The sequence below is a fragment of the Klebsiella sp. 141161 genome (genome assembly GCF_050600815.1).
GTDB classification, from domain to species: Bacteria; Pseudomonadota; Gammaproteobacteria; order Enterobacterales; family Enterobacteriaceae; genus Klebsiella; species Klebsiella aerogenes.
This window is the reverse complement of record NZ_JAQIRN010000009.1, coordinates 133,296-155,757: the sequence shown is the minus strand read 5'-3', so window position 1 is coordinate 155,757 and position 22,462 is coordinate 133,296. Positions and strand designations below refer to the sequence as shown.

The window sequence follows — 22,462 nt, the reverse complement described above, 5'->3', positions numbered from 1 at the left end:
GATGACAAAATGCTTATTTCGACGCGCGACTGAAACAAACATTAAGACAACATTAAGCCAGCAGCTTTAAATATTATCGCTGTTTAAAATCTTGATCGTCTTCACAGATTCTACCCACGACACGGCAACGGACAGCTGTTTGCCGGGTGAAACCATCACTCTTACCAATAATTTTAAATGAGAATGATCTTGATAATCATTCTCAATATCACATATCATCCTATTCCAGCAGCAAGATACGAAGAAAAGACGACTAAAAAGCCGAAAATGGATATTTTATGTTTAAGGAAACCCTTTTAAACACTCTGGTTATAGGCTGCGCGTTGCTCATGAGCGCCTGTCACAGCCCGGTTTATCCCCTCTCCCCTGCCGGCGAGCGCGCGCTGGTAGAGCAGGCGGATATTCGCGATACCGCCAGCGGACGCTCCCTGACGCCGCAACAATTGCTGAACCAACTCGCTCAGGCGCCGCTGGTTATTGTCGGCGAAGAACATACCAACACCCAGCATCACCAGATTGAGCGCTGGCTGCTGCAGAACCTTAACACCCTTCGCCCGCAGGGCAGCGTACTGATGGAGATGATCGACCTAAGCCAGCAGGAGGCGGTTAATCGGGTCAAGCAGGCCAGCCTCAGCGGGACGACCGTTTCCGCCACTCGCGCAGCGGAAACGCTGCGCTGGAATCCGGGCTGGCCGTGGGCGCTTTATCGCGATGTCGTAATGACCGCGCTGCAAGCGCCTTATCCGCTGCTGGCAGCTAACCTCAGCCGCCAGCAGGTGAGCGATATTTATCAACATCCCACGTTTCCCCGCGGAGCACTTTCCAACAGCCCGCAGGTACATGAATCGCTATCGGCCATTATCTTTCTGATGCATAACGGGCAAATCGATGGCGAGCAGGTTACCTCTATGCTCGCTATCCAACAGCAGCGCGATCGCCTGATGGCGATGCAAATGAAAGCCGCGCCGCGCCCTGCGCTGTTAATTGCCGGCGGTTATCATGCGGCGAAAGATATTGGCGTACCGCTGCATCTGGCCGATCTCAAGGCAGAAAAACCGCTGGTCTTACTGCTGACCACCGACGGCGCCACGCCGACGGCGAAGCAGGCTGATTATGTCTGGTCGGTAGCGGCAGAAAAATGAATATCCCTCTCTCCACGCCATTGATAGCATCGCGTCCCCGCTGGTTGGCAGGGACAACGGCAAGCGTGCTTGGCCACCTGGCGCTGGCCGTGCCTTTTATCATTCACTTCGCCTCGCCGCCGGATGCCGCGCCCCCTGCCTCGGTGATGGTGGAGTACGCGCCGGAACTGGAAGTGTCATTTATTCATCCCGAGCTGCCGCCGGGCGTCACCCAGCAGCGCAAAGTCGAGGCGATGACCGAGCAGGAAACAGCCGCGGTGAAAGAGGCGCCGAAGCTACATATTCACGACAATGCGCAAATAAAGCTGTCCGCCAGCAAACCCGAACCGCAGCGGAAAAAGAAAATCGAGGTTAAAAAACAGTCCCGCCGCCAGCAGCAAGAGGAAAAGGGCAATTCAACCATCACCAGCTTCGCCGCGCCCCCGGCGCCTGCCGTCCTTACTCAGCGCACCACCGCGCCGCTCGATAGCGATGCCGCGCGCCTGAGCCACAACAAGATCAGTTGGGAATCGCTGGTGAAAGGCAAAATCAACAAAATGCGCCACTATCCGGAAGATGCGCGCCGCCGTAAACGTACCGGTACCGTCATTATTACCTTCAGCGTCAACGAACGCGGCGAGGTATTGCAATCGCAGTTGGCAAACTCATCAGGGACCCATTCGCTGGATCGCGCCGCGCTGATGGCGCTGGAAAATGCGCGTCCGCTTCCGCCGCCGCCAAAAGAGCTGCTGCGTAACGGTATAAATAAGGTCACCCTGCCGGTGGAATTCGGCTTATTAAAAATATAAACCCCAGGTTCCCTGTTATTTATTCAGGCAACCCGGACGTTATTTATAACGGTCACTGACCGCTAATAATTTTTTATTTTGGGCAATGTGTCATCGCACTTAGCAATAAGCGCGATGCACGCTGCTGCCCTTTTTGTGCGTTAACTATTTATTACCTCAGGATTGGATTATGGAAAAATCACAAATAATCACGGTGCTCGTCACCGGGCTACTTATCGTCAACGGCCAGGCTTTCGCCGCCGAAAGCGAAGGAGAATCGGTTTTCTCTCCTATCACCATTACCGATAACCCGCTGGCGGAAAATACCGGCCAGGTCGGCTCCTCAGAGGAGAGCTATACCCGTCCCGGCGCCTACAGTTCGCGAACGCTCAATAAGAATCTGCAAAACCTCGATGCCTCGCTGCGCAGCATGGCGGGCACCTATACGCAAATCGACCCGCTGCAGGGCACCATCAGCGTCAATATTCGCGGTATGAACGGGCTGGGCCGGGTAAATACCATGGTGGATGGCGTCACCCAGACCTTCTTCGGCATGGCGCCGGCTAACTATCACGGCGGGGCGAATACCGCCGCCGGGGTGCCGCTTGACCCCAACTTCCTGGCCGAAGTGGATATCACCCGCGGCAACAGCGCCGGTTCGCAAGGCGTCAACGCGCTGGCGGGCAGCGCCAACCTGCGCACGATCGGTATCGATGATGTGTTAAAACCGGGGCATCAGGTCGGCCTGCTGTCGCGTTTTTCCGTGGGCGATAACGGACTCGGCCGCACCGGTATGGTAACGGTAGCTGGCAAAACCGACGCCTTCGATAACGGCGGCGGCCTTGGCGCGCTACTCGGCATCAGCGGCACCCGCACCTATGCGACCTATAAAAACGGCGGCGGACGCAGCAGCGAAGAGTTTATCGGCGAAGATAATAAATATCTGCGCCAGGAGCCGCGCTCGCAGCTGTATAAAATCAATTTCAACGTCGATCAATTTAACCGCTTCGAGTTTTCCGGGCGTAATTACCGCAACAGCTTTACCCGTCGCGATATTAGCAGCGACGACTACTATCTGCGCTATAACTATGCGCCGCTCAATGAACTGGTCGAGTTCAATGTATTAGCTAGCACCAGCCGCGGCAATCAGTCATATAAACCGGAGTCGCTGTATAACTTTAACGACTCCTCGACCACCAATAAGTCCAACGCGCTGGATATGAACAACACCAGCCGTTTTCGTATTACCGACGATCTGTATGCCGCTTTCCAGCTCGGCGGTAAATTAATGGATACCCGCTATTCCCGCCGCTTCGTGCAGGATACCGAGACCGACCATAACGCCTTTGCCCCGGCGGGCAAACAGAAGATCGCCTCGCTCTATAGCGGGCTGACATTAAACAAGGATATTTATCAGCTCGATCTTAATCTTAACTATACCCGTAGCCGGGTACAGGGCTATAAACCGGCCTGTGCAGATAACGAAAAATGCTTCCCGCAAGGGGCAACCCAACTCAACGTCAAAGATAACGGTTTTAATCCCTCGGCGACCTTCTCCGCGCAGGTGACGCCATGGCTGCAGCCGTTCGTCAGCTGGAGCCGTTCATCGCGCGCGCCGAACGTTCAGGAAGTGTTCTTCGCCAACGAGGGCGGCGCATCGATGAACCCGTTCCTGAAGCCGGAAAAAGCCGAGACCTGGGAGGCCGGTTTTAACGTTATCAAACAAGGGTTATTGAGCGAGCAGGATAGCCTGCATCTGAAAGCTCTGACCTACCGCTCGCGGATTAAAGATTACATCACCAGCGAATCCTTCCTGCTGTGCAGTAACGGCGGGCTGTGTAAAGATGTCGCCAATGCTTCACCGGATTTCAACGCCAATATCTCGGTTAACGTCACCTCGCCGGTGACCACCGAGGGCTATGAGATTGAAGCCGGATACGACATCGGTTTTGCCTACGCCAATGTGTCATGGAGCAAGCAGCGTACCGATCAGCCCACCTCTATTGCCAGTACGGTCTATAGCTTCGCCTATAGCGACCTTAGCGATCTTCCCAGCAGCTACGCCACGGTGGATGTGGGCGGGCGCCTGTTCGATCGCAAACTCACCGTCGGCAGCCTGGTGAAATTCACCGGTAAATCAAAACGCCTGAGTACCGAAGGCATTAGCCTCGACACCAACACGGTGCCTAAAGAGAGCATGCCGAATATCCCGACCATTATCGACCTCTATAGCAGCTGGCAGATGACCGATAACGTACTGCTGCGCTTTAGCGTGCAGAACGTGACGAATCGTGACTACTCCGAAGCGCTAAACCGTATGAACCAGAGTCTCGATAACGCCAAAGAGGGCGCCTCTGTTAACACCACCGCCCGCGGCCGCACCTATATTTTCGGCGGCGAAATCCAGTTCTGATCCCTATTTATCAACAAGGATAACCATCATGCCTAATCACAACTTGATAAAACCGCTGGCTTCGCTGCTGCTCGCCGCCCTGCTCCCCCACCCGGCTTTCGCCATCGATCCACCGCCGCGGGAAGCGTCGCGCTTTGCGATGAAAACCAATTATCTGCAGGAAGCCAACGAAGGGGTTTATGAGCTGGCGTTCGATAATGGCGACAACCTGCTATTCGCCGCGGCGACCGACCGGGTTAACCGCGCGGCCAATAAAGGTTATCTCTACGCCTTTAATCCGGCCACCCTGCAGGTTATCCAGCGCTATGATATGCCCAGGCGAGCCTTCTCGCTGGCGATGAATCAGCCGGCGCGCGTGCTTTACGTCGGCCATACCCAGGCGGCTTCGCTGCGTATTAGTCTGTTCGACGCCGCCAGCGGTAAAATCATCCGCACCAGCCCGCGCCTGAGCTTCACTACCGACGGCGCCGCCGATGCGCGCTTCGAACATCTGCGGCATATGGTATACAGCCACGCCGCTAACCTGTTATTTGTCAGCTACAGCCATATGCTGAAAACCCAGGACGGGATGCGTCCGCTGCATAAATTGTTGATGCTCGACGGCACGACGTTGCAGCTGAAAGGGGAAGTCAAAGGCGCCTATCGCGGCACCGCCTACGGCCTGACGCTGGATGAAAAGACGCAGAAGATCTACGTTGGCGGCCGCGACTATATCAACGAGATCGATGCCAGAACCCAGCAAGTTGTCCGTACCATCCCGCTTAACGCGCCGCAGTTGGCCAGCGCGCAAAACCTGATCGTCGATTCCGACTCAGGGCGTATTTTCGTCGTCGCCTTCGATCACGACGATCGCAGCGGCCCGCACGACGGCCTGTATATTTTCGATCTGAAAGACGGCAAATCGCTGGGTTACGTGCGTACCGGCGTCGGCGCCAACGCGGTGCGTTTCAATCCGAAATATAACGAGCTGTACGTGAGTAATTTCACCAGCGGCACCATTAGCGTCGTGGACGGCAAAACCTGGCGCGTGACACATGAATTCCGCACCCCGGTTTATCCTAATCAAATGGTGTTGTCGCCGGACATGGATACCCTGTACGTCGGCATTAAAGAAGGGTTCAATCGCGAGTGGGATCCTGAGGTATTTGTCGAAGGGGCGAAGGAGCGCATTCTGCGCATTGATTTGCGTAAATCGTAATCCGCTAACCACCTGCCCGGCAGGTGGTTATTAGCCTTCGTTGGCCAGCTTCGCGCGCAGGCGCTTAATCGCCTGGCTGTGTAGCTGGCTGACGCGGGATTCTCCCACCTCCAGCACCGCGCCAATCTCTTTAAGGTTTAGCTCTTCCTGGTAGTAGAGGGTGAGGACCATTTTTTCGCGTTCCGGCAAGGCTTCAATCGCCTCGATGACCCGCTGGCGCAGGCTGCCTTCCAGCAGATGATGCAACGGATTGGCCTCTTCATGCCCTTCCAGTAGTCGTTCGGCATTCTCGCCCTGCTCTTCCCGCCATTCGTCATAGGAGAACAGCTGGCTGTTATTGGTATCCAGCAGGATTTGTCGGTACTCGGCAAGGGTGATACCCAACGTCTGCGCGAGTTCGCTTTCCGTGGCCGGGCGGCCCAGCTGCTGTTCCAGCTTCTGCATCGCCTGGGCGACTTCGCGGGCGTTACGCCGCACGCTGCGCGGCACCCAATCGCGGCTACGCAGTTCATCGAGCATTGCGCCGCGGATACGTTGCACCGCATAGGTGGTAAAGGCCGTTCCCTGTAGCGAGTCGTAACGCTCGATGGCGTTCAACAACCCGATTCCCCCGGCCTGCAGCAGATCGTCAAGCTCGACGCTCGCGGGCAGCCTGACCTGCAGGCGTAACGCCTCGTGCCGCACTAACGGAACGTAGCGCAGCCAGAGGGAATTTTTGTCCATCACGCCTTCGGCGGTATACAAATCGCTCACTATTTCTGAAACCTGCGGATAAGAGAGTCAGCGCTATTATGCGCAGGGGCAAAAATGCCAATCGCCGGAAAAACCGCATAAAAGCGTCTCTATTTACGACATGCTCCGCCGTTGCGCCGTTTTGCGCCGGGTGGCTATGGCATAAAGCAAAAACCCCGCCGAAGCGGGGTTGCGATGCGACAGTAATCAGGCGTGCGATTAACGCAGCAGAGACAGGACGTTCTGAGTCGACTGGTTAGCCTGCGCCAGCACGGAGGTACCCGCCTGCTGCAGGATGTTCGCGCGGCTCATGTTGGACACTTCGGTCGCGTAGTCAGCATCCTGAATACGGGACTGGGAAGCGGACAGGTTGTTAACGGTGCTGTTCAGGTTGTTGATAACAGAATCGAAACGGTTCTGTACCGCACCCAGGGAGGAGCGCAGTTGGTCAACCTGGGACAGGGCGTTGTCTAAAACTGAGAGAGGATCAGCTGTTTTAGCTTGGGTAGATAGCTGGGCACCTTTGCTCACTTTACCATCAGCATCAATCGTAGCTTTTGCATAAGACACCTTCCCATCAGCATCAGTGCTTTTAACAACATAACCGTCATTACCTTTTTCATCTTTAAAAGTACGTAATTCTTCACCGGCTTTGAGGCCTGAAGTTACTGCTACTTCTCCAGTTTTTACAGTTGACAGTGTATTGATTTTCTTATCACCAAGATCGATATCAGTTTGAATAGTTGCTTTCTCGTCGGTTTTAGAAGAGAAAGTAACTTTGCCATCGGCACCTAAAGTTGCGCTGTAGCGTTCTGAGCCATCTTTAGACTGAACAAAGTACTTAGTAGTTGTACCATTGTTGTATGAATACAATTTGCCATCAATTTCATTAGGAGCAGTCGTTTCACTATCAGACATAGTTGGCGCACCAGTTACATCGACCTTAGTTAACGCTGTAGCACCAACATTGTTAGTATTCATCTGATTAGCCACGCTGAACTTATCCAGGCCCAGAGTCTTCGCATTGATATCTTTCAGATCGATATCGATAGTTTCGCCGTCGTTGGCGCCGACCTGGATGGTCAGCTTCTGGTCGCCGCTCAGGACTTTAACGCCGTTGAAATCGGTCTGTTCGGAGATACGGTTGATTTCTGACAGACGCTGGGAGATTTCATCCTGGATGGACTGCAGGTCGCTTGCGGAGTTAGAACCGTTCTGCGACTGTACGGTCAGACGACGGATGTTCTGCAGGTTATCGTTAACTTCGTTCAGCGCGCCTTCGGTGGTCTGCGCCAGGGAGATACCGTCGTTAGCGTTACGGGAAGCCTGAGTCAGGCCTTTGATGTTAGCGGTAAAACGGTTGGAGATCGCCTGACCCGCGGCATCGTCCTTGGCGCTGTTGATGCGCAGACCGGAAGACAGACGCTCAATCGCCGTGCCCAGGGAAGACTGGGATTTGTTCAGGTTGTTTTGCGCCATCAGCGACAGGCTGTTGGTATTAATTACTTGTGCCATTATATGCATTCCTTACGAGTCAGTTGCGTTCAGTGCAACGTGGTTAAAAGGTTCGGGCTTGCTTGCCCACGGCGTCAACCACCGTCCCTTCTGGTATCGACGTATCCTCTGCAACCTTTAGCCATTTTTTGAAAAATTTTTGCCCCTCCGCCAATGGCGAAAATAACGCGCTTTTTCCCTCTTCTATTACGCCATCGCCTTTTTCACTTTTTCGGTAAACTTTTTCTCCACTGGGCCGATAACGCAATAAGCGAATAACGTCATTAGTAAGGAGAAACACCAATGGCATCGATCAGTTCCTTAGGCATCGGCTCAGGACTCGACCTCAACGGTTTACTGGACAAACTCAGCAAGGCGGAACAACAGCGCCTGACGCCGTATACCACTCAGCAAACCAGCTATAACGCGCAGCTAACGGCTTACGGCACGTTAAAAAGCTCGCTGGAAAAATTCGATAACCTGAGCAAGGAGCTGGCCAAGCCGGAGTTTTTCAACAGCACCACCGCCACCAAGCACGACCAGTTCACCATCACCACCACCAATAAGGCGGTGCCGGGCAACTATAGCGTTGAAGTGCAGAAGCTGGCGCAGCCGCAAACCCTGACCACCCAGGCGACGATTACCGATCAGCAGGAAAAACTGGGTACCGCCGGCAATAGCAATCGCTCCATTACGATCACCGCCGGTAATCCGCCGAAAGAGACCACGATTCCGCTGAGCGACGACCAGACCTCGCTGCTGGAGATGCGCGATGCCATCAACGGCGCTAAAGCCGGCGTCACCGCCAGCATCATGCGCGTCGGCGACAATGACTATCAGCTGGCGCTGAGCTCCTCCACCACCGGCGAGAAAAACACCGTGTCGGTGCAGGTGAATAACGACGATAAACTCGGCGCCATCCTCAACTATGACAGCAGCAGCAAAAGCGGCGCGATGAAGCAAACCGTCGCCGGGCAGGATGCGGAGATTATCGTCAACGGCACCAAAATTAAGCGCAGCACCAACTCGATTGCCGATGCGCTGCAGGGCGTCACCATCGACCTGAAAACCACCACCAAAGCCGGCGAACCGCAAAACCTGGTGATAGGTATTGATAAGAGCGGCACCGCCGACAAAATCAAAGAGTGGGTCGATAACTACAATTCGCTGCTCGACACCTTCGGCTCGCTGACCAAATACACCCCGGTGAAAAGCGGTGAAGCGCAAAGCGCCAAGAACGGCGCGCTGCTGGGCGATAACACCCTGCGCGGCATTCAGTCTTCGATTAAAAGCGCGCTCAGCGCCGCTCAGGACAACCCGGAGCTGAAAGGCCTTGGTAACCTCGGGATCTCAACCAATCCCAAAACCGGCAAGCTTGAAGTCGACAGCACGAAACTCAATAAAGCGCTCGACGAGAAACCGGATCAGGTCGCCAACTTCTTCGCCGGCAACGGTAAAGACACCGGGATGGCCACCGAAATCCATAATGAAATCCAGAACTATATTAAAGCGGGCGGCATCATCGAGAACTCGACCAAAAGCATCAACACCAATCTCGATCGCCTGAATATCCAGATCGACACCGTTTCCGATAGCATCCAGAACACTATCGATCGCTATAAACAACAGTTTGTTCAGTTGGATACCATGATGTCCAAGCTGAGCAGCACGGGTAACTACTTACAACAGCAGTTCTCGTCCCAGTAACCCTTAATCAGGTAATGAAACAGCATGTATAACCGTAGCGGCACGCAAGCCTACGCACAGGTCAGTCTGGAAAGCAGCGCGATGAGCGCCAGTCCGCACCAGTTAATCGTAATGTTGTTCGACGGGGCGCTTAACGCCCTGCTTCGCGCACGCATCCTGATGAATCAGGGTGATATCGCCGGTAAAGGCCTGGCGCTGTCGAAGGCTATCAACATCATCGACAACGGGTTGAAAAGCGGCCTCGACCACCAGCAAGGTGGCGAAATCGCCGATAATCTGGCGGCGCTGTACGATTATATGAAGCGACGCCTGATGCAGGCCAACCTGCATAATGACGAAGCGGCGATCGTCGAAGTGGTCAAGCTGCTGGAGAATATCGCCGATGCCTGGCGGCAAATTGGGCCAAACTATCAACCTGCTCAGGGTACATTGTGATGGAACGCCAACAGCAGCTTTTAGCCGCCTATCAGCAGATCCATACCCTGAGCAGTCAGATGATTGCCCTGGCGCGCGCCGGGCAATGGGAAGCGCTGGTGGAAATGCAGTTTGCCTACGTGACGGCGGTTGAGAAAACTGCCGAATTTACCGGCAAAGCGGGGCCATCGCTGGCTCTGCAAGAGATGCTCAACGCTAAGTTGCAGCAGATTATCGACAACGAAGGGGCACTGAAAGGGCTGTTGCAGCAGCGGATGGAGCAATTAAAAACGCTGATCGATCAATCCACTCGCCAGAACGCGGTCAACACCGCTTACGGCCAGTTCGACGATCGCTCGCTCCTGCTTGGCGAACTGCAGTCCGATAATGTGGTCGCCATCAAGAGCAAAAGCGAAGAATTACAATAACAACAACAGCCTCACAGCCTGATATTCCGGCCAGGAAGCGCATGATGGGTCTCACCAGGGCAATGCAGAGTGTTGCCTGGTAAGCCATCGGCGGATTTTACAGGAGTGAATAAGCAATAATATATAATCAATTATTTCATTTACGCTTCATACATTCATCAATTAAATACCCTAAACATCCTGCCAGCTAAAACAAACAACTCACAAGTTTAGGGAAATATGCCTGCAAAATATTCTGTGTTATCTTTACCGGGTTAATATGATATTACTCACGGGATAAAACATGGATGTATTCTTCGGGAAATGAGTGCCCCTGCGTTGGCTCTTAAAGGTGTTTCATCAACGGTAAAAGGAATACAAATAGGCAATACCATATATGAAATCACAATAAGCAATCGCTTAATTTTCAAGTAGATAAGACATGCCTTAAAAGCCATCTGGAAAGGTGTTAATTTCCAAACAGCAATCAGGATAAAAATAATGATTAGCGGGTAAGTAAAATCATTACTTTCGAAGTTAAAAATCCACGAAACGACTATGGCAAAGGCAATACAAACAACCATGTCAGGATTTCACGCAGGCGGGCAATCTCTTTATCAGTGAAGCCATATTCACGAAGATCATCTTCTGTTAGCTGCTTTCCCACGCCCGGCTCCTCCATGCTGGTTATATATTTTTCCAATATTTCCGACTGAAGATACCCATTGCGTTGCTCAGCCAAATGCTCAGATGTAATGCCACTGCCGGGGTTACCACAGCCCGTGGAATATTGCCCCTGAAGTTGCCAGGGGTCAAGCGCGCGCGTTCATACCCTACAACGGTTTCACGCCTGATCCGCCAGAATGCTGTCAGTTCAAAGGAGATGCGTTACGCCACCGCCCCGCCTTCATCCTCCCAACGGCAGACCATATGGTACAGCTCCCGCTCGTCGTATTCATCGTGGAATCTATTCACAACAACCTCCAGACGATTGTTAGACACGATCTAAGTTTAGTTGTTGGTAAGGAGAGGGCATATCAAGAAGAGAAAAAGCGGCGATTACTCGCTATCCTGTCGCCAGGTTTCATGAAACATCGCTATCGCAACAAAAGCTAAAACGACAAAAAATACAACGGTCTGAAGCCACAGCATAACGCCTCCGCGGAGCAAAATTTGCGCAGATTATTTGCTACAGAGCCGAAAAACGATAGTGAATTGCCATCCAAATTTAAATTTTCGCCTTACCCCGATAACACAACAATGCCTGTCTTCTGGCTGACAAGCCGATACTAAATAACAGTCTAAGCTGTTCGGACTACGCCAACGCGTAGGCCACCATCGTTGCTATCGCTCCCCAAAAGACCAACAAACCGAGAAAAATCCCTATCCATACCTTACGCCGCAATTGATGGTCTACTTTTTCGGACATCTGCTATTCCAAATTAGAATTATTTTGGCAAGACCATACAGTTTGTAGTGGTAGTAGTCAGATCGTTTGTATCGATCGATGAGCGGCTATTGATCTGTATCCCCTATCGATTGTAGTGATATTTCAGACTCATTCATTCACCGGTTGATGGGTTAAAATCAATGCAGAGGCGCGCAATTTTTTGCCGTTGTCGCCGTAAATAGACAAAACCGCCAGCGTTAAGCATAGCGGTTTGCAGGAAGAAATTGCGCCGTGATTTTATGACTAAACCGGCATATTCATAATGTCCTGATAGGCCGCCACCAGCTTATTGCGCACCTGCACACCCATCTGCAATGAAACTGAAGATTTTTGTAAATCGACCATCACATCATTGAGGCTAATGCCCGGCACGCCCAGCTCGAAGTTCTGCGCCTGTTGACGCGCGGCCTGCTGAGTATCGCTGATTTTACCCAGCGCGGCGGTGAGTTCACTGGCAAAACTGACTCCCTGCGTTACGCTATTCTGCCCGTTATTTCCCGCCTGAATCGCCATCGCCTGCATCTGTTGCAGTACGCCTTCAATACCCTGAATCGCCATTTTTTCCTCAATACTATCGTGATCGCCAGGCGCTATTTCACCCTGTACTTCTCCAATGCTGCACACCCTAACACAGCGATTTTTACTTAAAGCGGTTAATTAGCTGCAAAAAACCCGGCTTATCGGGCAATCAGAATCATCTGATAAGACGAATAATGGCCTGCCCAGAAATGGGAGCGCCGCTATTGAGAAAAGATGTGTATCAGGGAGTCTGTTTTGTCACATAACGCTATCCATACCGTTCGTCAGCACGCCAGCGCGCGTCGCCGCCTGAACGCCAGCGAAGGATACCGCCAACCATGAGTGCCTCGTTATCCGCCGGCGAAAGCCGCGACAACGGCCTGCAGGCCATCTGGAGCCGTCTGCGCGCCAATCCAAAAATACCGCTGCTGGTCGCCGCCTCCGCCGCTATCGCCATTATCGTCGCGCTGCTGCTGTGGGCGAAAAGCCCGGATTATCGCGTGCTGTACAGCAATCTGAACGATCGCGACGGCGGCGCTATCGTCACCCAGCTGACGCAGATGAACATCCCCTACCGCTTCGCCGAAAACGGCGCGGCGCTGATGATCCCGGCGGAGAAAGTGCATGAAACCCGCCTGCGTCTGGCGCAACAAGGGCTGCCGAAGGGCGGCGCCGTTGGCTTCGAACTGCTGGATCAGGAAAAATTCGGCATCAGCCAGTTCAGCGAACAGATTAACTATCAGCGCGCTCTCGAAGGCGAACTCTCACGCACTATCGAGTCGCTGGGGCCGGTGCAGAATGCGCGTGTGCACCTGGCGCTGCCGAAACCCTCGCTATTCGTCCGCGAGCAAAAATCCCCTTCCGCCTCTGTCACCCTGGCGCTGCAGCCGGGTCGTGCGCTGGATGATGGCCAAATCAACGCTATCGTCTATATGGTATCGAGTAGCGTCGCCGGCCTGCCGGCTGGCAACGTCACCGTGGTCGATCAGGCCGGACGCCTGCTGACGCAGTCTGACGGCACCGGGCGCGACCTCAACGCCTCGCAGCTGAAATATGCCAGCGAAGTGGAAAGCGGCTATCAGCGACGCATTGAAACGATCCTGGCGCCGGTAGTCGGCAGCGCCAACGTTCGTGCTCAGGTGACCGCACAGATCGATTTCGCCTCCCGCGAGCAGACCGACGAACAGTACCAGCCGAACCAGCAGCCCGATAAAGCGGCGATCCGTTCGCAGCAAACCAGCAGCAACGAACAAATCGGCGGACCGCAGGTGGGCGGCGTGCCTGGGGCGTTATCCAACCAGCCGAGCGCGCCGGCCACCGCGCCGATCGAAACGGCTAAACCGGCGGCCAATAACGCCAACAACGCGACCAACACCCGTAGCGCCGCGGCCAACAGCGGCCCGTTAAGCACCCGACGCGACGCCACCACCAACTACGAACTCGATCGCACCATCCGCCATACCCAACAAAAAGCCGGGACGGTGGAGCGTCTGTCGGTCGCCGTGGTGGTGAACTACAGCCTCAACGCCGACGGCAAAGCGCAGCCGATGAGTAAAGAACAACTGGCGCAGATTGAAGCGCTGGTGCGCGAAGCGATGGGCTACTCCAGCAGCCGCGGCGATAGCCTGCAGGTGGTCAATACGCCATTTACCGACAATCAGATGACCGGCGGCGAGTTGCCGTTCTGGCAGAGCCAGGCGTTTATCGATTTGCTGCTCGAACTGGGACGTTATCTGCTGGTGCTACTGGTCGGCTGGGTATTGTGGCGCAAGCTGATTAAGCCACAACTGCAGCAGCGTCAGGCCGCACAGCAAGCCGCGGTCGCCGCCGCCAGCGCGCCGGTCGCTAAAGCAAACGACAGCCATAAACCAAGCAATGAGGAGCTGGCGCTGCGCCGTAAATCGCAGCAGCGCGTCAGCGCAGAAGTCCAGAGCCAGCGCATCCGCGAACTGGCGGATAAAGATCCGCGGGTCGTCGCTCTGGTAATCCGCCAATGGATGAGTAACGAACTATGAGCCTGACCGGAACCGATAAAAGCGCCATTTTACTGATGACGCTGGGCGAAGACCGCGCGGCGGAGGTGCTCAAGCACCTCTCCTCCCGCGAAGTCCAGCTTTTGAGCGGCACCATGGCCGGCATGAGCCAGGTCTCGCATAAACAGCTCGGCGAGATCCTGTCTGAATTTGAAGACGATGCCGAACAGTTCGCCGCCCTGAGCGTCAACGCCAGCGACTACCTGCGATCGGTGCTGGTGAAAGCGCTGGGCGAAGAGCGCGCCGCCAGCCTGCTGGAGGATATCCTCGAATCCCGTGAAACCACCTCCGGGATGGAAACACTCAACTTTATGGAGCCGCAGAGCGCCGCCGATCTGATCCGCGATGAACACCCGCAGATCATCGCCACCATCCTGGTACACCTCAAGCGCGGCCAGGCGGCGGATATTCTGGCGCAGTTCGATGAGCGCCTGCGCAACGACGTGATGCTGCGTATCGCCACCTTCGGTGGCGTACAACCAGCGGCGCTGGCGGAGTTGACCGAAGTGCTCAACAACCTGCTCGACGGCCAGAACCTCAAGCGCAGCAAAATGGGCGGAGTGCGTACCGCCGCCGAGATTATCAACCTGATGAAAACCCAGCAGGAAGAAGCCGTTATCGACGCGATGCGCGAATACGATGGCGAGCTGGCGCAGAAGATCATCGACGAGATGTTCCTGTTCGAAAACCTGGTGGAGGTCGACGATCGCAGTATCCAGCGCCTGCTGCAGGACGTGGACAGCGAATCGCTGCTGATTGCCCTGAAGGGCGCCGAGCAGCCGCTGCGCGAGAAGTTCCTCAAAAACATGTCCCAGCGCGCGGCCGATATTCTGCGCGACGATCTCGCCAACCGCGGGCCGGTGCGCATGTCGCAGGTGGAAAACGAACAGAAAGCGATTCTGCTGGTGGTAAGACGGCTGGCGGAGAGCGGCGAAATGATCATTGGCGGCGGCGAGGACACCTATGTCTGATCGCATTAATTCCATGCCCTGGCAGCCCTGGTCGCTCAACGACCTTGGCGACGCGGCGCCGGCTTTCGAACCGCCGCTACCGACGCTGGATAACGAAGCCTTGCAGCCTGACGCTCAGGCGGAACTGCAGCAGCAGCTTGCCGCCCTGCGCCTACAGGCCGAGCAGCAAGGTCAGCAATCCGGTTATGCCGATGGTCAGCAAAAAGGCTATGAAGCCGGATTTCAGCAGGGGCTTGAGGAGGGTCGCCAGCAGGGGCTGCTGGAAGCACAGCAGCAGCAACAGCCGCTGACCGACCACTGGCAGCAGCTGGTGAGCGAGTTTCAGCACACCCTTGACGCGCTCGATTCGGTCATCGCCTCACGCCTGATGCAGCTGGCGCTGACCGCCGCGAAACAGGTGCTTGGCCAGCCTCCGGTCTGCGACGGCACCGCCCTGCTGACGCAAATTCAACAGTTGATCCAGCAAGAGCCTATGTTCAACGGCAAGCCGCAGCTGCGCGTACACCCGCAAGATTATGAGCGCGTTGAGCAGCAGTTAGGCACCACCCTCAGCCTGCACGGCTGGCGGCTGCTGGCGGACGGCGATCTACACCCCGGCGGCTGTAAGGTCAGCGCCGAAGAGGGCGATCTCGACGCCAGTCTCGCCACCCGCTGGCATGAATTGTGTCGCCTCGCCGCGCCGGGAGCGCTGTGATGACCGCCCGTCTCGGCCGCTGGCTGAATTCGCTTGAAGCGCTGGAACAGCGTATCGCCCGAACGCCGACCGTACGACGCTACGGTCGGCTGACCCGCGCCACCGGCCTGGTGCTGGAAGCCACCGGCCTGCAGCTGCCGCTCGGCGCGACCTGCCTTATCGAACGCGACGGCGGCGACGGTGTGCAGGAAGTGGAGAGCGAAGTGGTCGGCTTTAACGATCAGCGGCTGTATCTGATGCCGCTGGAAGAGGTCGAAGGGATTGTGCCGGGAGCGCGGGTTTACGCCCGCAGCGCAGCGGACGGCCAGCACGCCGGTAAACAACTGCCATTGGGCCCGGCGCTGCTGGGACGCGTGCTCGACGGCGGCGCCAGGCCACTTGACGGCCTGCCCGCGCCGGAAACCGGCTATCGCGCGCCGCTGATTACCGCGCCGTTTAACCCGCTGCAGCGTACCCCTATCGAGCAGGTGCTGGACGTCGGCGTGCGCACCATCAACGGCCTGCTGACCGTTGGACGCGGCCAACGTATGGGACTGTTCGCCGGCTCCGGCGTCGGTAAAAGCGTACTGCTGGGCATGATGGCGCGCTACACCCAGGCCGACGTTATCGTCGTCGGCCTGATCGGCGAACGCGGCCGGGAAGTCAAAGACTTTATCGAGAATATTCTCGGCGCCGAAGGCCGCGCGCGTTCGGTGGTAATCGCCGCCCCAGCAGATGTATCGCCGCTGCTGCGCATGCAGGGCGCCGCTTACGCCACCCGCATCGCTGAAGATTTTCGCGATCGCGGCCAGCACGTGCTGCTGATCATGGATTCGCTCACCCGCTATGCGATGGCGCAGCGCGAAATCGCGCTGGCGATCGGCGAACCGCCGGCTACCAAAGGCTATCCGCCCTCGGTATTCGCCAAACTGCCGGCGCTGGTTGAACGCGCGGGCAACGGTATCAGCGGCGGCGGTTCGATCACCGCCTTCTATACCGTACTCACCGAAGGGGACGATCAGCAGGATCCGATCGCCGATTCGGCACGCGCGATCCTCGATGGCCACGTGGTGCTGTCCCGACGGCTGGCGGAGGCCGGTCACTACCCGGCCATCGATATTGAAGCCTCGATCAGCCGTGCGATGACGTCGCTTATCGATGACGAACATTATCGCCGGGTACGCACCTTTAAACAGATGCTGGCCAGCTTCCAGCGCAACCGCGATTTGATAAGCGTCGGCGCCTATGCCGCCGGTAGCGACCCGCTGCTGGATAAAGCCATTACCCTGTATCCGCAAATGGAGACCTACCTGCAGCAGGGAATTTTCGAGCGCTGCGGTTATGACGAAGCCTGCCAGCAGCTACAGCAGTTGATTGTATAACGCCATCGGAGACGCAACGCGATGAAAGCACAGTCCCCTTTGATTACCCTGCGCAATCTGGCCCAGGAGGCCGTTGAACAGGCGGCGCAGCGCCTGGGTCAGGCGCGTCAGGCGCAACAGGCCGCCGAGCAACAGCTGACGATGCTGCTTAACTATCAGGACGAGTACCGGCAGAAGCTCAACAGCACCCTTTCCGGCGGCATGGAAAGCTCCCGCTGGCAGAACTACCAGCAGTTTATCGCCACCCTCGAACAGGCCATCGAACAACAGCGCCAGCAGCTGCTGCAGTGGGGGCAAAAGGTGGATCACGCCGTAAAGCAGTGGCAGGACCATCAGCAGCGGCTGAACGCCTACGACACCCTGCACACACGCGCGCAAAACGCCGAGCTGCAGTTGGAAAACAAACGCAATCAAAAATTGATGGATGAGTTCGCGCAACGCAGTACACAAAGGAATACCGCTTCATGAATCTCAATGCTTTGCCCGCCCTTAGCCTGCACGGCGACGCCAGCGCCCTGCCGGATCTGGCGCTCGATGACGTTCAGCTGTCGTCGGCCTTCGCGCAACTGCTTGGCGCGCGCTTCACGCCCGCGCCAAGCGGCACGCTGCCGCCCGCGGCGCTGAGCGCCGACGATGAAAGCGCCCCGCCGCTAAGCCGTAACCAGCTTAACCAGCTGCTGGCCGCGCTCGGCGAACGCGGCGCGCTGCTGGTCAATGCGCTACCGGCATCGGCGGAAAACGCCGTCGACGCGACAGTGAAAAAAGAGGATGCCGACACGGATACGCCGCCGCTCAGCGAGGCGAAAACCGTAGATCCGGCGACGCTGCAGGCGCTGTACGCCATGCTGCCGGCGGCAATCGTCGCCCCGCCGCCGCAGACCGCGCTACCGCAGGCTCAACCAGCTGCGACCAGCGGCGATAAAACCGCGCTCCACATCGGCAACGCGGCGACTCAGCATGTCGCGAACCTGCCGGAAGGCGAACCGGCGGCGAAGCCGCAGCCGGGCACGGATCCCCTTAGCGGGCAAAATCTGCCTTCTCCTGTCGCGCAGACCGCGACCACGCCGCAGCACGATATGGCCGAATCTTCGGCTGAGAATACCCCATCGCAACCTGCCGCCGTCGCTTTCGCCGCCGCCAGCCCCAGCCAAAGCGCCACGCCCACCAACGCGCTGGTAACCGCGCCGCCGACGCCGCAGCTTAATGCCCAGCTCGGCAGCCCGGAATGGCAGCAGGCGCTGAGCCAGCAGGTGCTGATGTTCCACCGCAATGGCCAGCAGAGCGCCGAACTGCGCCTGCATCCGCAGGAGCTGGGCGCGCTGCAGATCACCCTACAGCTCGACGATAAACAGGCGCAGCTGCATATCGCTTCCGCACACGGTCAGGTACGCGCGGCGGTCGAGGCGGCGATGCCGCAGCTACGTCACGCGCTGGCGGAAAGCGGAATCAACCTCGGTCAGAGCAGTGTTGGCGGCGAGGCAACGCCGCAATGGCAGCAGCAAAACGGTAATGGTGAAGGCCGCGCCAGCTACGCTGAACGCCATGGCGGCGGCAGCGATGCCGCACCGATTGAGCCAATCAGCGCCCCGGCAGCCCTGCAGCGAATGGCCAACCAGCTCAACGGCGTCGATATTTTCGCCTGAGGACGCTAAACGGCCAATCTGGCCCCCATTTGCCCGTTTATTCCGGCTATTGCCTCGCGCATTAGCCGCGATAATACCTTTATATGTCATACGTGCGGCGCCGCCGCGCGTGATGCCCGTCAGCAACGCGGCGGGCGGAACAACAGGAATTTGATTTGGCTATGTCTCAAAACTCCCTTCCGGCAACCGCGCCCAAACGCCCCTTACTGATCATCCTGCTGACGATCGTCGCCGTGGCCGCCTGCGCAGCCGCAGGCTACAGCTGGTGGCTGCTGCAACAGCGCGACAGCGGCGCGCAAACCGCCATCGAAAAGGAAAAACCGCCTGTGCCGCCGGTATTTATGCCGCTCGATACCTTCACCGTCAATCTGGTGACCCCGGACAACGATCCGGACCGCGTACTGTATATCGGCCTGACGCTGCGCCTGCCGGATGAGGCAACCCGCCGTCAGCTTAATGATTTTCTGCCGGAGGTGCGCAGCCGCCTGCTGATGCTGCTCTCGCGTCAGGAGGCCGGTCATCTGGCCAATGAACAAGGCAAGCAGCAGCTGGTCGCGCAGATCAAAGAGACGCTGAGCGCGCCGCTGGTTAAGGGACAACCGAAGCAGGTGGTCAGCGATGTGCTGTTCACCGCCTTCATACTGCGGTAATCACCATGGGCGATAGCATTCTTTCACAGGCAGAGATCGACGCCTTGCTCAACGGCGACAACACGGGCGATGAGCCCGAGACGGTTGTCGGCGGTAAAGAGAGCGAGGTTAAGCCTTACGATCCGAATACCCAGCGCCGCGTGGTGCGTGAACGCCTGCAGGCGCTGGAAATTATCAACGAACGTTTTGCCCGGCAGTTCCGCATGGGATTGTTCAACCTGCTGCGCCGCAGTCCGGACATCACCGTCGGGCCGATTAAAATTCAGCCGTACCACGAGTTTGCCCGCAACCTGCCGGTGCCGACCAATCTTAATCTGGTACACCTGAACCCGCTGCGCGGCACGGCGCTGTTCGTCTTCGCGCCGAGCCTGGTATTTATCGCCGTCGATAACCTGTTCGGCGGCGACGGGCGTTTTCCGACCAAGGTCGAAGGCCGCGAATTCACGCCCACCGAACAGCGGGTCATCAAACGCATGCTGCGCCTGGCGCTGGACGCCTACGGCGACGCGTGGAGCGCAATCTATAAGATTGACGTCGAATACGTGCGTGCGGAAATGCAGGTCAAATTCACCAACATCACCACCTCGCCGAACGATATCGTGGTGACCACGCCGTTCCAGGTGGAGATTGGCGCGCTAAGCGGCGAATTCAATATCTGTATTCCTTTCGCCATGATTGAACCGCTGCGTGAACTGCTGACCAATCCGCCGCTGGAGAATTCCCGCCAGGAAGATAGCCAATGGCGCGAAACGTTGGTCAAGCAGGTGCAGCACTCTGAGCTGGAGCTGATTGCCAACTTCGTCGATATCCCGATGCGCTTATCGAAAATACTTAAGCTGCAGCCTGGCGACGTTTTACCGATAGATAAACCGGATCGCATTATCGCCCATGTCGACGGCGTGCCGGTGCTGACCAGCCAATATGGCACCTTAAACGGGCAGTACGCCCTTCGTGTTGAACACTTGATTAACCCTATTTTGAATGCTCTGAGTGAGGAACAGCCCAATGAGTGATCCTAAGCAACCGTCTGGCGCAGGAAAGGAATCCGTAGACGATCTGTGGGCTGATGCGCTTAATGAACAGCAGTCGTCTGAAAAATCCAGCGCCACCACCGATGGGGTGTTCAAATCGCTGGAGGCCCAGGATGCGCTCGGCAGCCTGCAGGATATCGATCTGATCCTCGATATTCCGGTGAAGCTGACCGTTGAACTGGGGCGCACCAAAATGACTATCAAAGAGCTGCTGCGCCTGTCGCAGGGATCGGTTGTCGCGCTGGATGGCCTGGCGGGCGAACCGCTGGATATCCTGATCAACGGCTATCTGATAGCCCAGGGCGAAGTGGTAGTGGTGGCCGATAAATTCGGCGTGCGCATTACCGATATCATTACCCCGTCCGAACGTATGCGTCGGTTGAGCCGCTAATGACCGCCCCCGTTACCGTGCAGGCCAGCCAACCGGTTACCGAACCGGCAATATCCGGCGGCTCGGCGCTCATGCAGGTGAGTAGCGCGCTCGGCGCGATTCTGCTCCTGATCCTGCTGGCCGGTTGGCTGTTCCGCCGCCTCGGCTTTGCGCCGCAGGCGCGCGACAGCCGGCTGCTTAACCTGCGCGCCAGCTGCCAGGTTGGCCAGCGCGAACGCGTGGTGGTAGTGGAAGTCGATAATACCCTGCTGGTGCTGGGCGTTACCGCCCAGCAGATCACCCCGCTTCATCAATTTCCGGCTCCGCCGCGCGATGAAGATACCGCAGGGGCAAGGCCTGCGAACGACTTCCGCCAGCTGATGCGCAACGTCCTCAACCGCCCGGAAAAATAGCCATGTTCCCTACTTTGTTCGCTTGCCTTCGCCGTCGGGCGCCGTGGCTCGCCGCCGCGTTACTGCTGCTGAGTCCTGCCGCCTTCGCACAGCTGCCGGGGCTTATCAGTCAGCCGCTGGCCAACGGCGGCCAGAGCTGGTCGCTGCCGGTGCAGACGCTGGTGCTGCTGACCTCGCTGACCTTCCTACCGGCGATGCTGCTGATGATGACCAGTTTTACCCGCATCATCATCGTACTGGGCCTGCTGCGCAATGCGCTGGGTACCCCCTCCGCGCCGCCGAACCAGGTAATGCTCGGGCTGGCGCTGTTCCTGACCTTCTTTATCATGTCGCCGGTGTTCGACAAGGTCTATGAGAACGCCTACCTGCCCTTTAGTCAGGATAAAATTGGTCTCGACGCAGCGCTGGATAAAGGCGCGCAGCCGCTACGCGAATTTATGCTGCGCCAGACCCGCGAAAGCGATCTGGCGCTGTACGCTCGTCTGGCCAACCAGCCGCCGCTGGCCGGGCCGGAGGCGGTACCGATGCGTATTCTGCTGCCCGCCTACGTCACCAGCGAACTGAAAACCGCTTTCCAGATTGGTTTTACGGTGTTTATTCCGTTCCTGATTATCGATTTAGTGGTCGCCAGCGTGCTGATGGCGCTGGGGATGATGATGGTGCCGCCGGCGACGATCTCGCTGCCGTTTAAGCTAATGCTTTTTGTGCTGGTGGATGGCTGGCAGCTGCTGCTGGGCTCGCTGGCGCAGAGCTTCTATTCCTGAACCGCCGGAGAACAATCATGACGCCGGAATCCGTGATGGCCATTGGCACCGAAGCGATGAAGGTCGCCCTGGCGCTGGCCGCCCCGCTGCTGCTGGCGGCGCTAATCAGCGGGCTGGTGGTCAGCCTGCTGCAGGCCGCCACCCAGATTAACGAAATGACCCTGTCGTTCATCCCCAAAATTCTCGCGGTAGTGGCGACGATTATTATCGCCGGGCCGTGGATGCTGAACCTGCTGCTGGACTATATGCGCACGTTATTCAGCAACCTGCCTAATATTATTGGCTAGCC

The 22,462-nt window shown here is 56.8% G+C and carries 24 protein-coding genes; 19 read left to right on the top strand and 5 right to left on the bottom strand.

What is annotated here, in order from left to right:
- Positions 1 to 278: 278 nt before the first annotated feature.
- The 4 genes from PGR79_RS21040 (at position 279) to PGR79_RS21025 (ending at position 5,520) form a co-directional block, all read left to right on the top strand.
- Positions 279 to 1,142 (top strand): ChaN family lipoprotein, encoded by an 864-nt coding sequence (locus PGR79_RS21040; RefSeq protein WP_113374239.1) that lies wholly within the window; start codon positions 279 to 281, stop codon positions 1,140 to 1,142.
- Positions 1,139 to 1,930, top strand: coding sequence for an energy transducer TonB (locus PGR79_RS21035; RefSeq protein WP_411325413.1), 792 nt, complete (start codon positions 1,139 to 1,141; stop codon positions 1,928 to 1,930). Before PGR79_RS21040 ends, PGR79_RS21035 begins: the two co-directional genes overlap by 4 nt.
- A gap of 169 nt (positions 1,931 to 2,099) precedes the next feature.
- The gene (locus PGR79_RS21030) at positions 2,100 to 4,322 is read left to right on the top strand and encodes a TonB-dependent receptor domain-containing protein (protein WP_113374241.1); all 2,223 of its coding nucleotides are present in this window, start codon (positions 2,100 to 2,102) and stop codon (positions 4,320 to 4,322) included.
- Positions 4,323 to 4,350: 28 nt separating this feature from the next.
- Positions 4,351 to 5,520, top strand: a complete 1,170-nt coding sequence (locus tag PGR79_RS21025) for a TieB (protein ID WP_113374242.1) — start codon at positions 4,351 to 4,353, stop codon at positions 5,518 to 5,520.
- 30 nt (positions 5,521 to 5,550) lie between these two features.
- Here PGR79_RS21025 and PGR79_RS21020 read toward each other — a convergent pair whose 3' ends face one another.
- The 3 genes from PGR79_RS21020 to PGR79_RS21010 all read right to left on the bottom strand — a co-directional run bounded on the left by PGR79_RS21020 (position 5,551) and on the right by PGR79_RS21010 (position 8,056).
- A complete protein-coding gene (locus PGR79_RS21020) occupies positions 5,551 to 6,273 on the bottom strand; it encodes an RNA polymerase sigma factor FliA (RefSeq protein WP_113374243.1) in 723 nt (240 codons plus the stop codon).
- A gap of 198 nt (positions 6,274 to 6,471) precedes the next feature.
- On the bottom strand, positions 6,472 to 7,767 hold the full coding sequence (locus tag PGR79_RS21015; RefSeq protein ID WP_045360105.1) for a flagellin FliC: 1,296 nt from the start codon (positions 7,765 to 7,767) through the stop codon (positions 6,472 to 6,474).
- A 43-nt stretch (positions 7,768 to 7,810) separates the two neighbouring features.
- Entirely contained in the window at positions 7,811 to 8,056 is a 246-nt protein-coding gene (locus PGR79_RS21010) for a hypothetical protein (RefSeq protein WP_015367282.1), read from the bottom strand.
- Between PGR79_RS21010 and fliD the strand changes: the two genes are divergently transcribed.
- From fliD to fliT, 3 genes are read left to right on the top strand one after another with little or no spacing between them, the layout of a single operon-like run.
- Positions 8,050 to 9,453: a flagellar filament capping protein FliD gene (fliD, locus tag PGR79_RS21005; protein ID WP_113374244.1), complete on the top strand. Its 1,404-nt coding sequence runs from the start codon at positions 8,050 to 8,052 to the stop codon at positions 9,451 to 9,453. The two genes, PGR79_RS21010 and fliD, sit on opposite strands and share 7 nt — an antisense overlap.
- A gap of 24 nt (positions 9,454 to 9,477) precedes the next feature.
- Positions 9,478 to 9,888: a flagellar export chaperone FliS gene (gene fliS, locus PGR79_RS21000; RefSeq protein ID WP_015704959.1), complete on the top strand. Its 411-nt coding sequence runs from the start codon at positions 9,478 to 9,480 to the stop codon at positions 9,886 to 9,888.
- Positions 9,888 to 10,295, top strand: a complete 408-nt coding sequence (gene fliT / locus PGR79_RS20995; protein ID WP_113374245.1) for a flagella biosynthesis regulatory protein FliT — start codon at positions 9,888 to 9,890, stop codon at positions 10,293 to 10,295. The genes fliS and fliT overlap by 1 nt, the downstream gene beginning before the upstream one ends.
- A gap of 1,294 nt (positions 10,296 to 11,589) precedes the next feature.
- Here fliT and PGR79_RS20990 read toward each other — a convergent pair.
- On the bottom strand, positions 11,590 to 11,703 hold the full coding sequence (locus PGR79_RS20990) for a YmiA family putative membrane protein (RefSeq protein WP_072048039.1): 114 nt from the start codon (positions 11,701 to 11,703) through the stop codon (positions 11,590 to 11,592).
- A 264-nt stretch (positions 11,704 to 11,967) separates the two neighbouring features.
- Positions 11,968 to 12,282, bottom strand: a complete 315-nt coding sequence (fliE, locus tag PGR79_RS20985) for a flagellar hook-basal body complex protein FliE (RefSeq protein WP_113374246.1) — start codon at positions 12,280 to 12,282, stop codon at positions 11,968 to 11,970.
- Between the two features lie 299 nt (positions 12,283 to 12,581).
- On the opposite strand from fliE, the gene fliF reads away from it, so the two are divergent.
- The 12 genes from fliF to fliQ all read left to right on the top strand — a co-directional run bounded on the left by fliF (position 12,582) and on the right by fliQ (position 22,460).
- On the top strand, positions 12,582 to 14,258 hold the full coding sequence (gene fliF, locus PGR79_RS20980) for a flagellar basal-body MS-ring/collar protein FliF (protein ID WP_113374247.1): 1,677 nt from the start codon (positions 12,582 to 12,584) through the stop codon (positions 14,256 to 14,258).
- A complete protein-coding gene (gene fliG / locus PGR79_RS20975) occupies positions 14,255 to 15,247 on the top strand; it encodes a flagellar motor switch protein FliG (protein ID WP_087858080.1) in 993 nt (330 codons plus the stop codon). The genes fliF and fliG overlap by 4 nt, the downstream gene beginning before the upstream one ends.
- A complete protein-coding gene (gene fliH, locus PGR79_RS20970) occupies positions 15,240 to 15,941 on the top strand; it encodes a flagellar assembly protein FliH (RefSeq protein WP_047065439.1) in 702 nt (233 codons plus the stop codon). The genes fliG and fliH overlap by 8 nt, the downstream gene beginning before the upstream one ends.
- On the top strand, positions 15,941 to 17,302 hold the full coding sequence (gene fliI, locus PGR79_RS20965; protein ID WP_213317037.1) for a flagellar protein export ATPase FliI: 1,362 nt from the start codon (positions 15,941 to 15,943) through the stop codon (positions 17,300 to 17,302). Before fliH ends, fliI begins: the two co-directional genes overlap by 1 nt.
- A gap of 21 nt (positions 17,303 to 17,323) precedes the next feature.
- Positions 17,324 to 17,770 carry a flagellar export protein FliJ gene (gene fliJ, locus PGR79_RS20960; RefSeq protein ID WP_015367295.1) on the top strand — a complete coding sequence of 149 codons (447 nt, stop codon included), beginning with the start codon at positions 17,324 to 17,326 and terminating at the stop codon, positions 17,768 to 17,770.
- On the top strand, positions 17,767 to 18,945 hold the full coding sequence (locus PGR79_RS20955) for a flagellar hook-length control protein FliK (RefSeq protein WP_430922448.1): 1,179 nt from the start codon (positions 17,767 to 17,769) through the stop codon (positions 18,943 to 18,945). Before fliJ ends, PGR79_RS20955 begins: the two co-directional genes overlap by 4 nt.
- 161 nt (positions 18,946 to 19,106) lie before the next feature.
- A complete protein-coding gene (fliL, locus tag PGR79_RS20950; protein ID WP_087858085.1) occupies positions 19,107 to 19,595 on the top strand; it encodes a flagellar basal body-associated protein FliL in 489 nt (162 codons plus the stop codon).
- A gap of 5 nt (positions 19,596 to 19,600) precedes the next feature.
- Positions 19,601 to 20,608: a flagellar motor switch protein FliM gene (fliM, locus tag PGR79_RS20945; RefSeq protein WP_015367298.1), complete on the top strand. Its 1,008-nt coding sequence runs from the start codon at positions 19,601 to 19,603 to the stop codon at positions 20,606 to 20,608.
- Positions 20,601 to 21,017: a flagellar motor switch protein FliN gene (fliN, locus tag PGR79_RS20940; RefSeq protein WP_015367299.1), complete on the top strand. Its 417-nt coding sequence runs from the start codon at positions 20,601 to 20,603 to the stop codon at positions 21,015 to 21,017. The genes fliM and fliN overlap by 8 nt, the downstream gene beginning before the upstream one ends.
- The gene (fliO, locus tag PGR79_RS20935) at positions 21,017 to 21,409 is read left to right on the top strand and encodes a flagellar biosynthetic protein FliO (RefSeq protein WP_113374252.1); all 393 of its coding nucleotides are present in this window, start codon (positions 21,017 to 21,019) and stop codon (positions 21,407 to 21,409) included. Before fliN ends, fliO begins: the two co-directional genes overlap by 1 nt.
- Before the next feature lie 2 nt (positions 21,410 to 21,411).
- A complete protein-coding gene (fliP, locus tag PGR79_RS20930; RefSeq protein ID WP_113374253.1) occupies positions 21,412 to 22,173 on the top strand; it encodes a flagellar type III secretion system pore protein FliP in 762 nt (253 codons plus the stop codon).
- A 17-nt stretch (positions 22,174 to 22,190) separates the two neighbouring features.
- Positions 22,191 to 22,460, top strand: a complete 270-nt coding sequence (gene fliQ / locus PGR79_RS20925; RefSeq protein WP_015367302.1) for a flagellar biosynthesis protein FliQ — start codon at positions 22,191 to 22,193, stop codon at positions 22,458 to 22,460.
- The last annotated feature ends 2 nt before the right edge of the window (positions 22,461 to 22,462 follow it).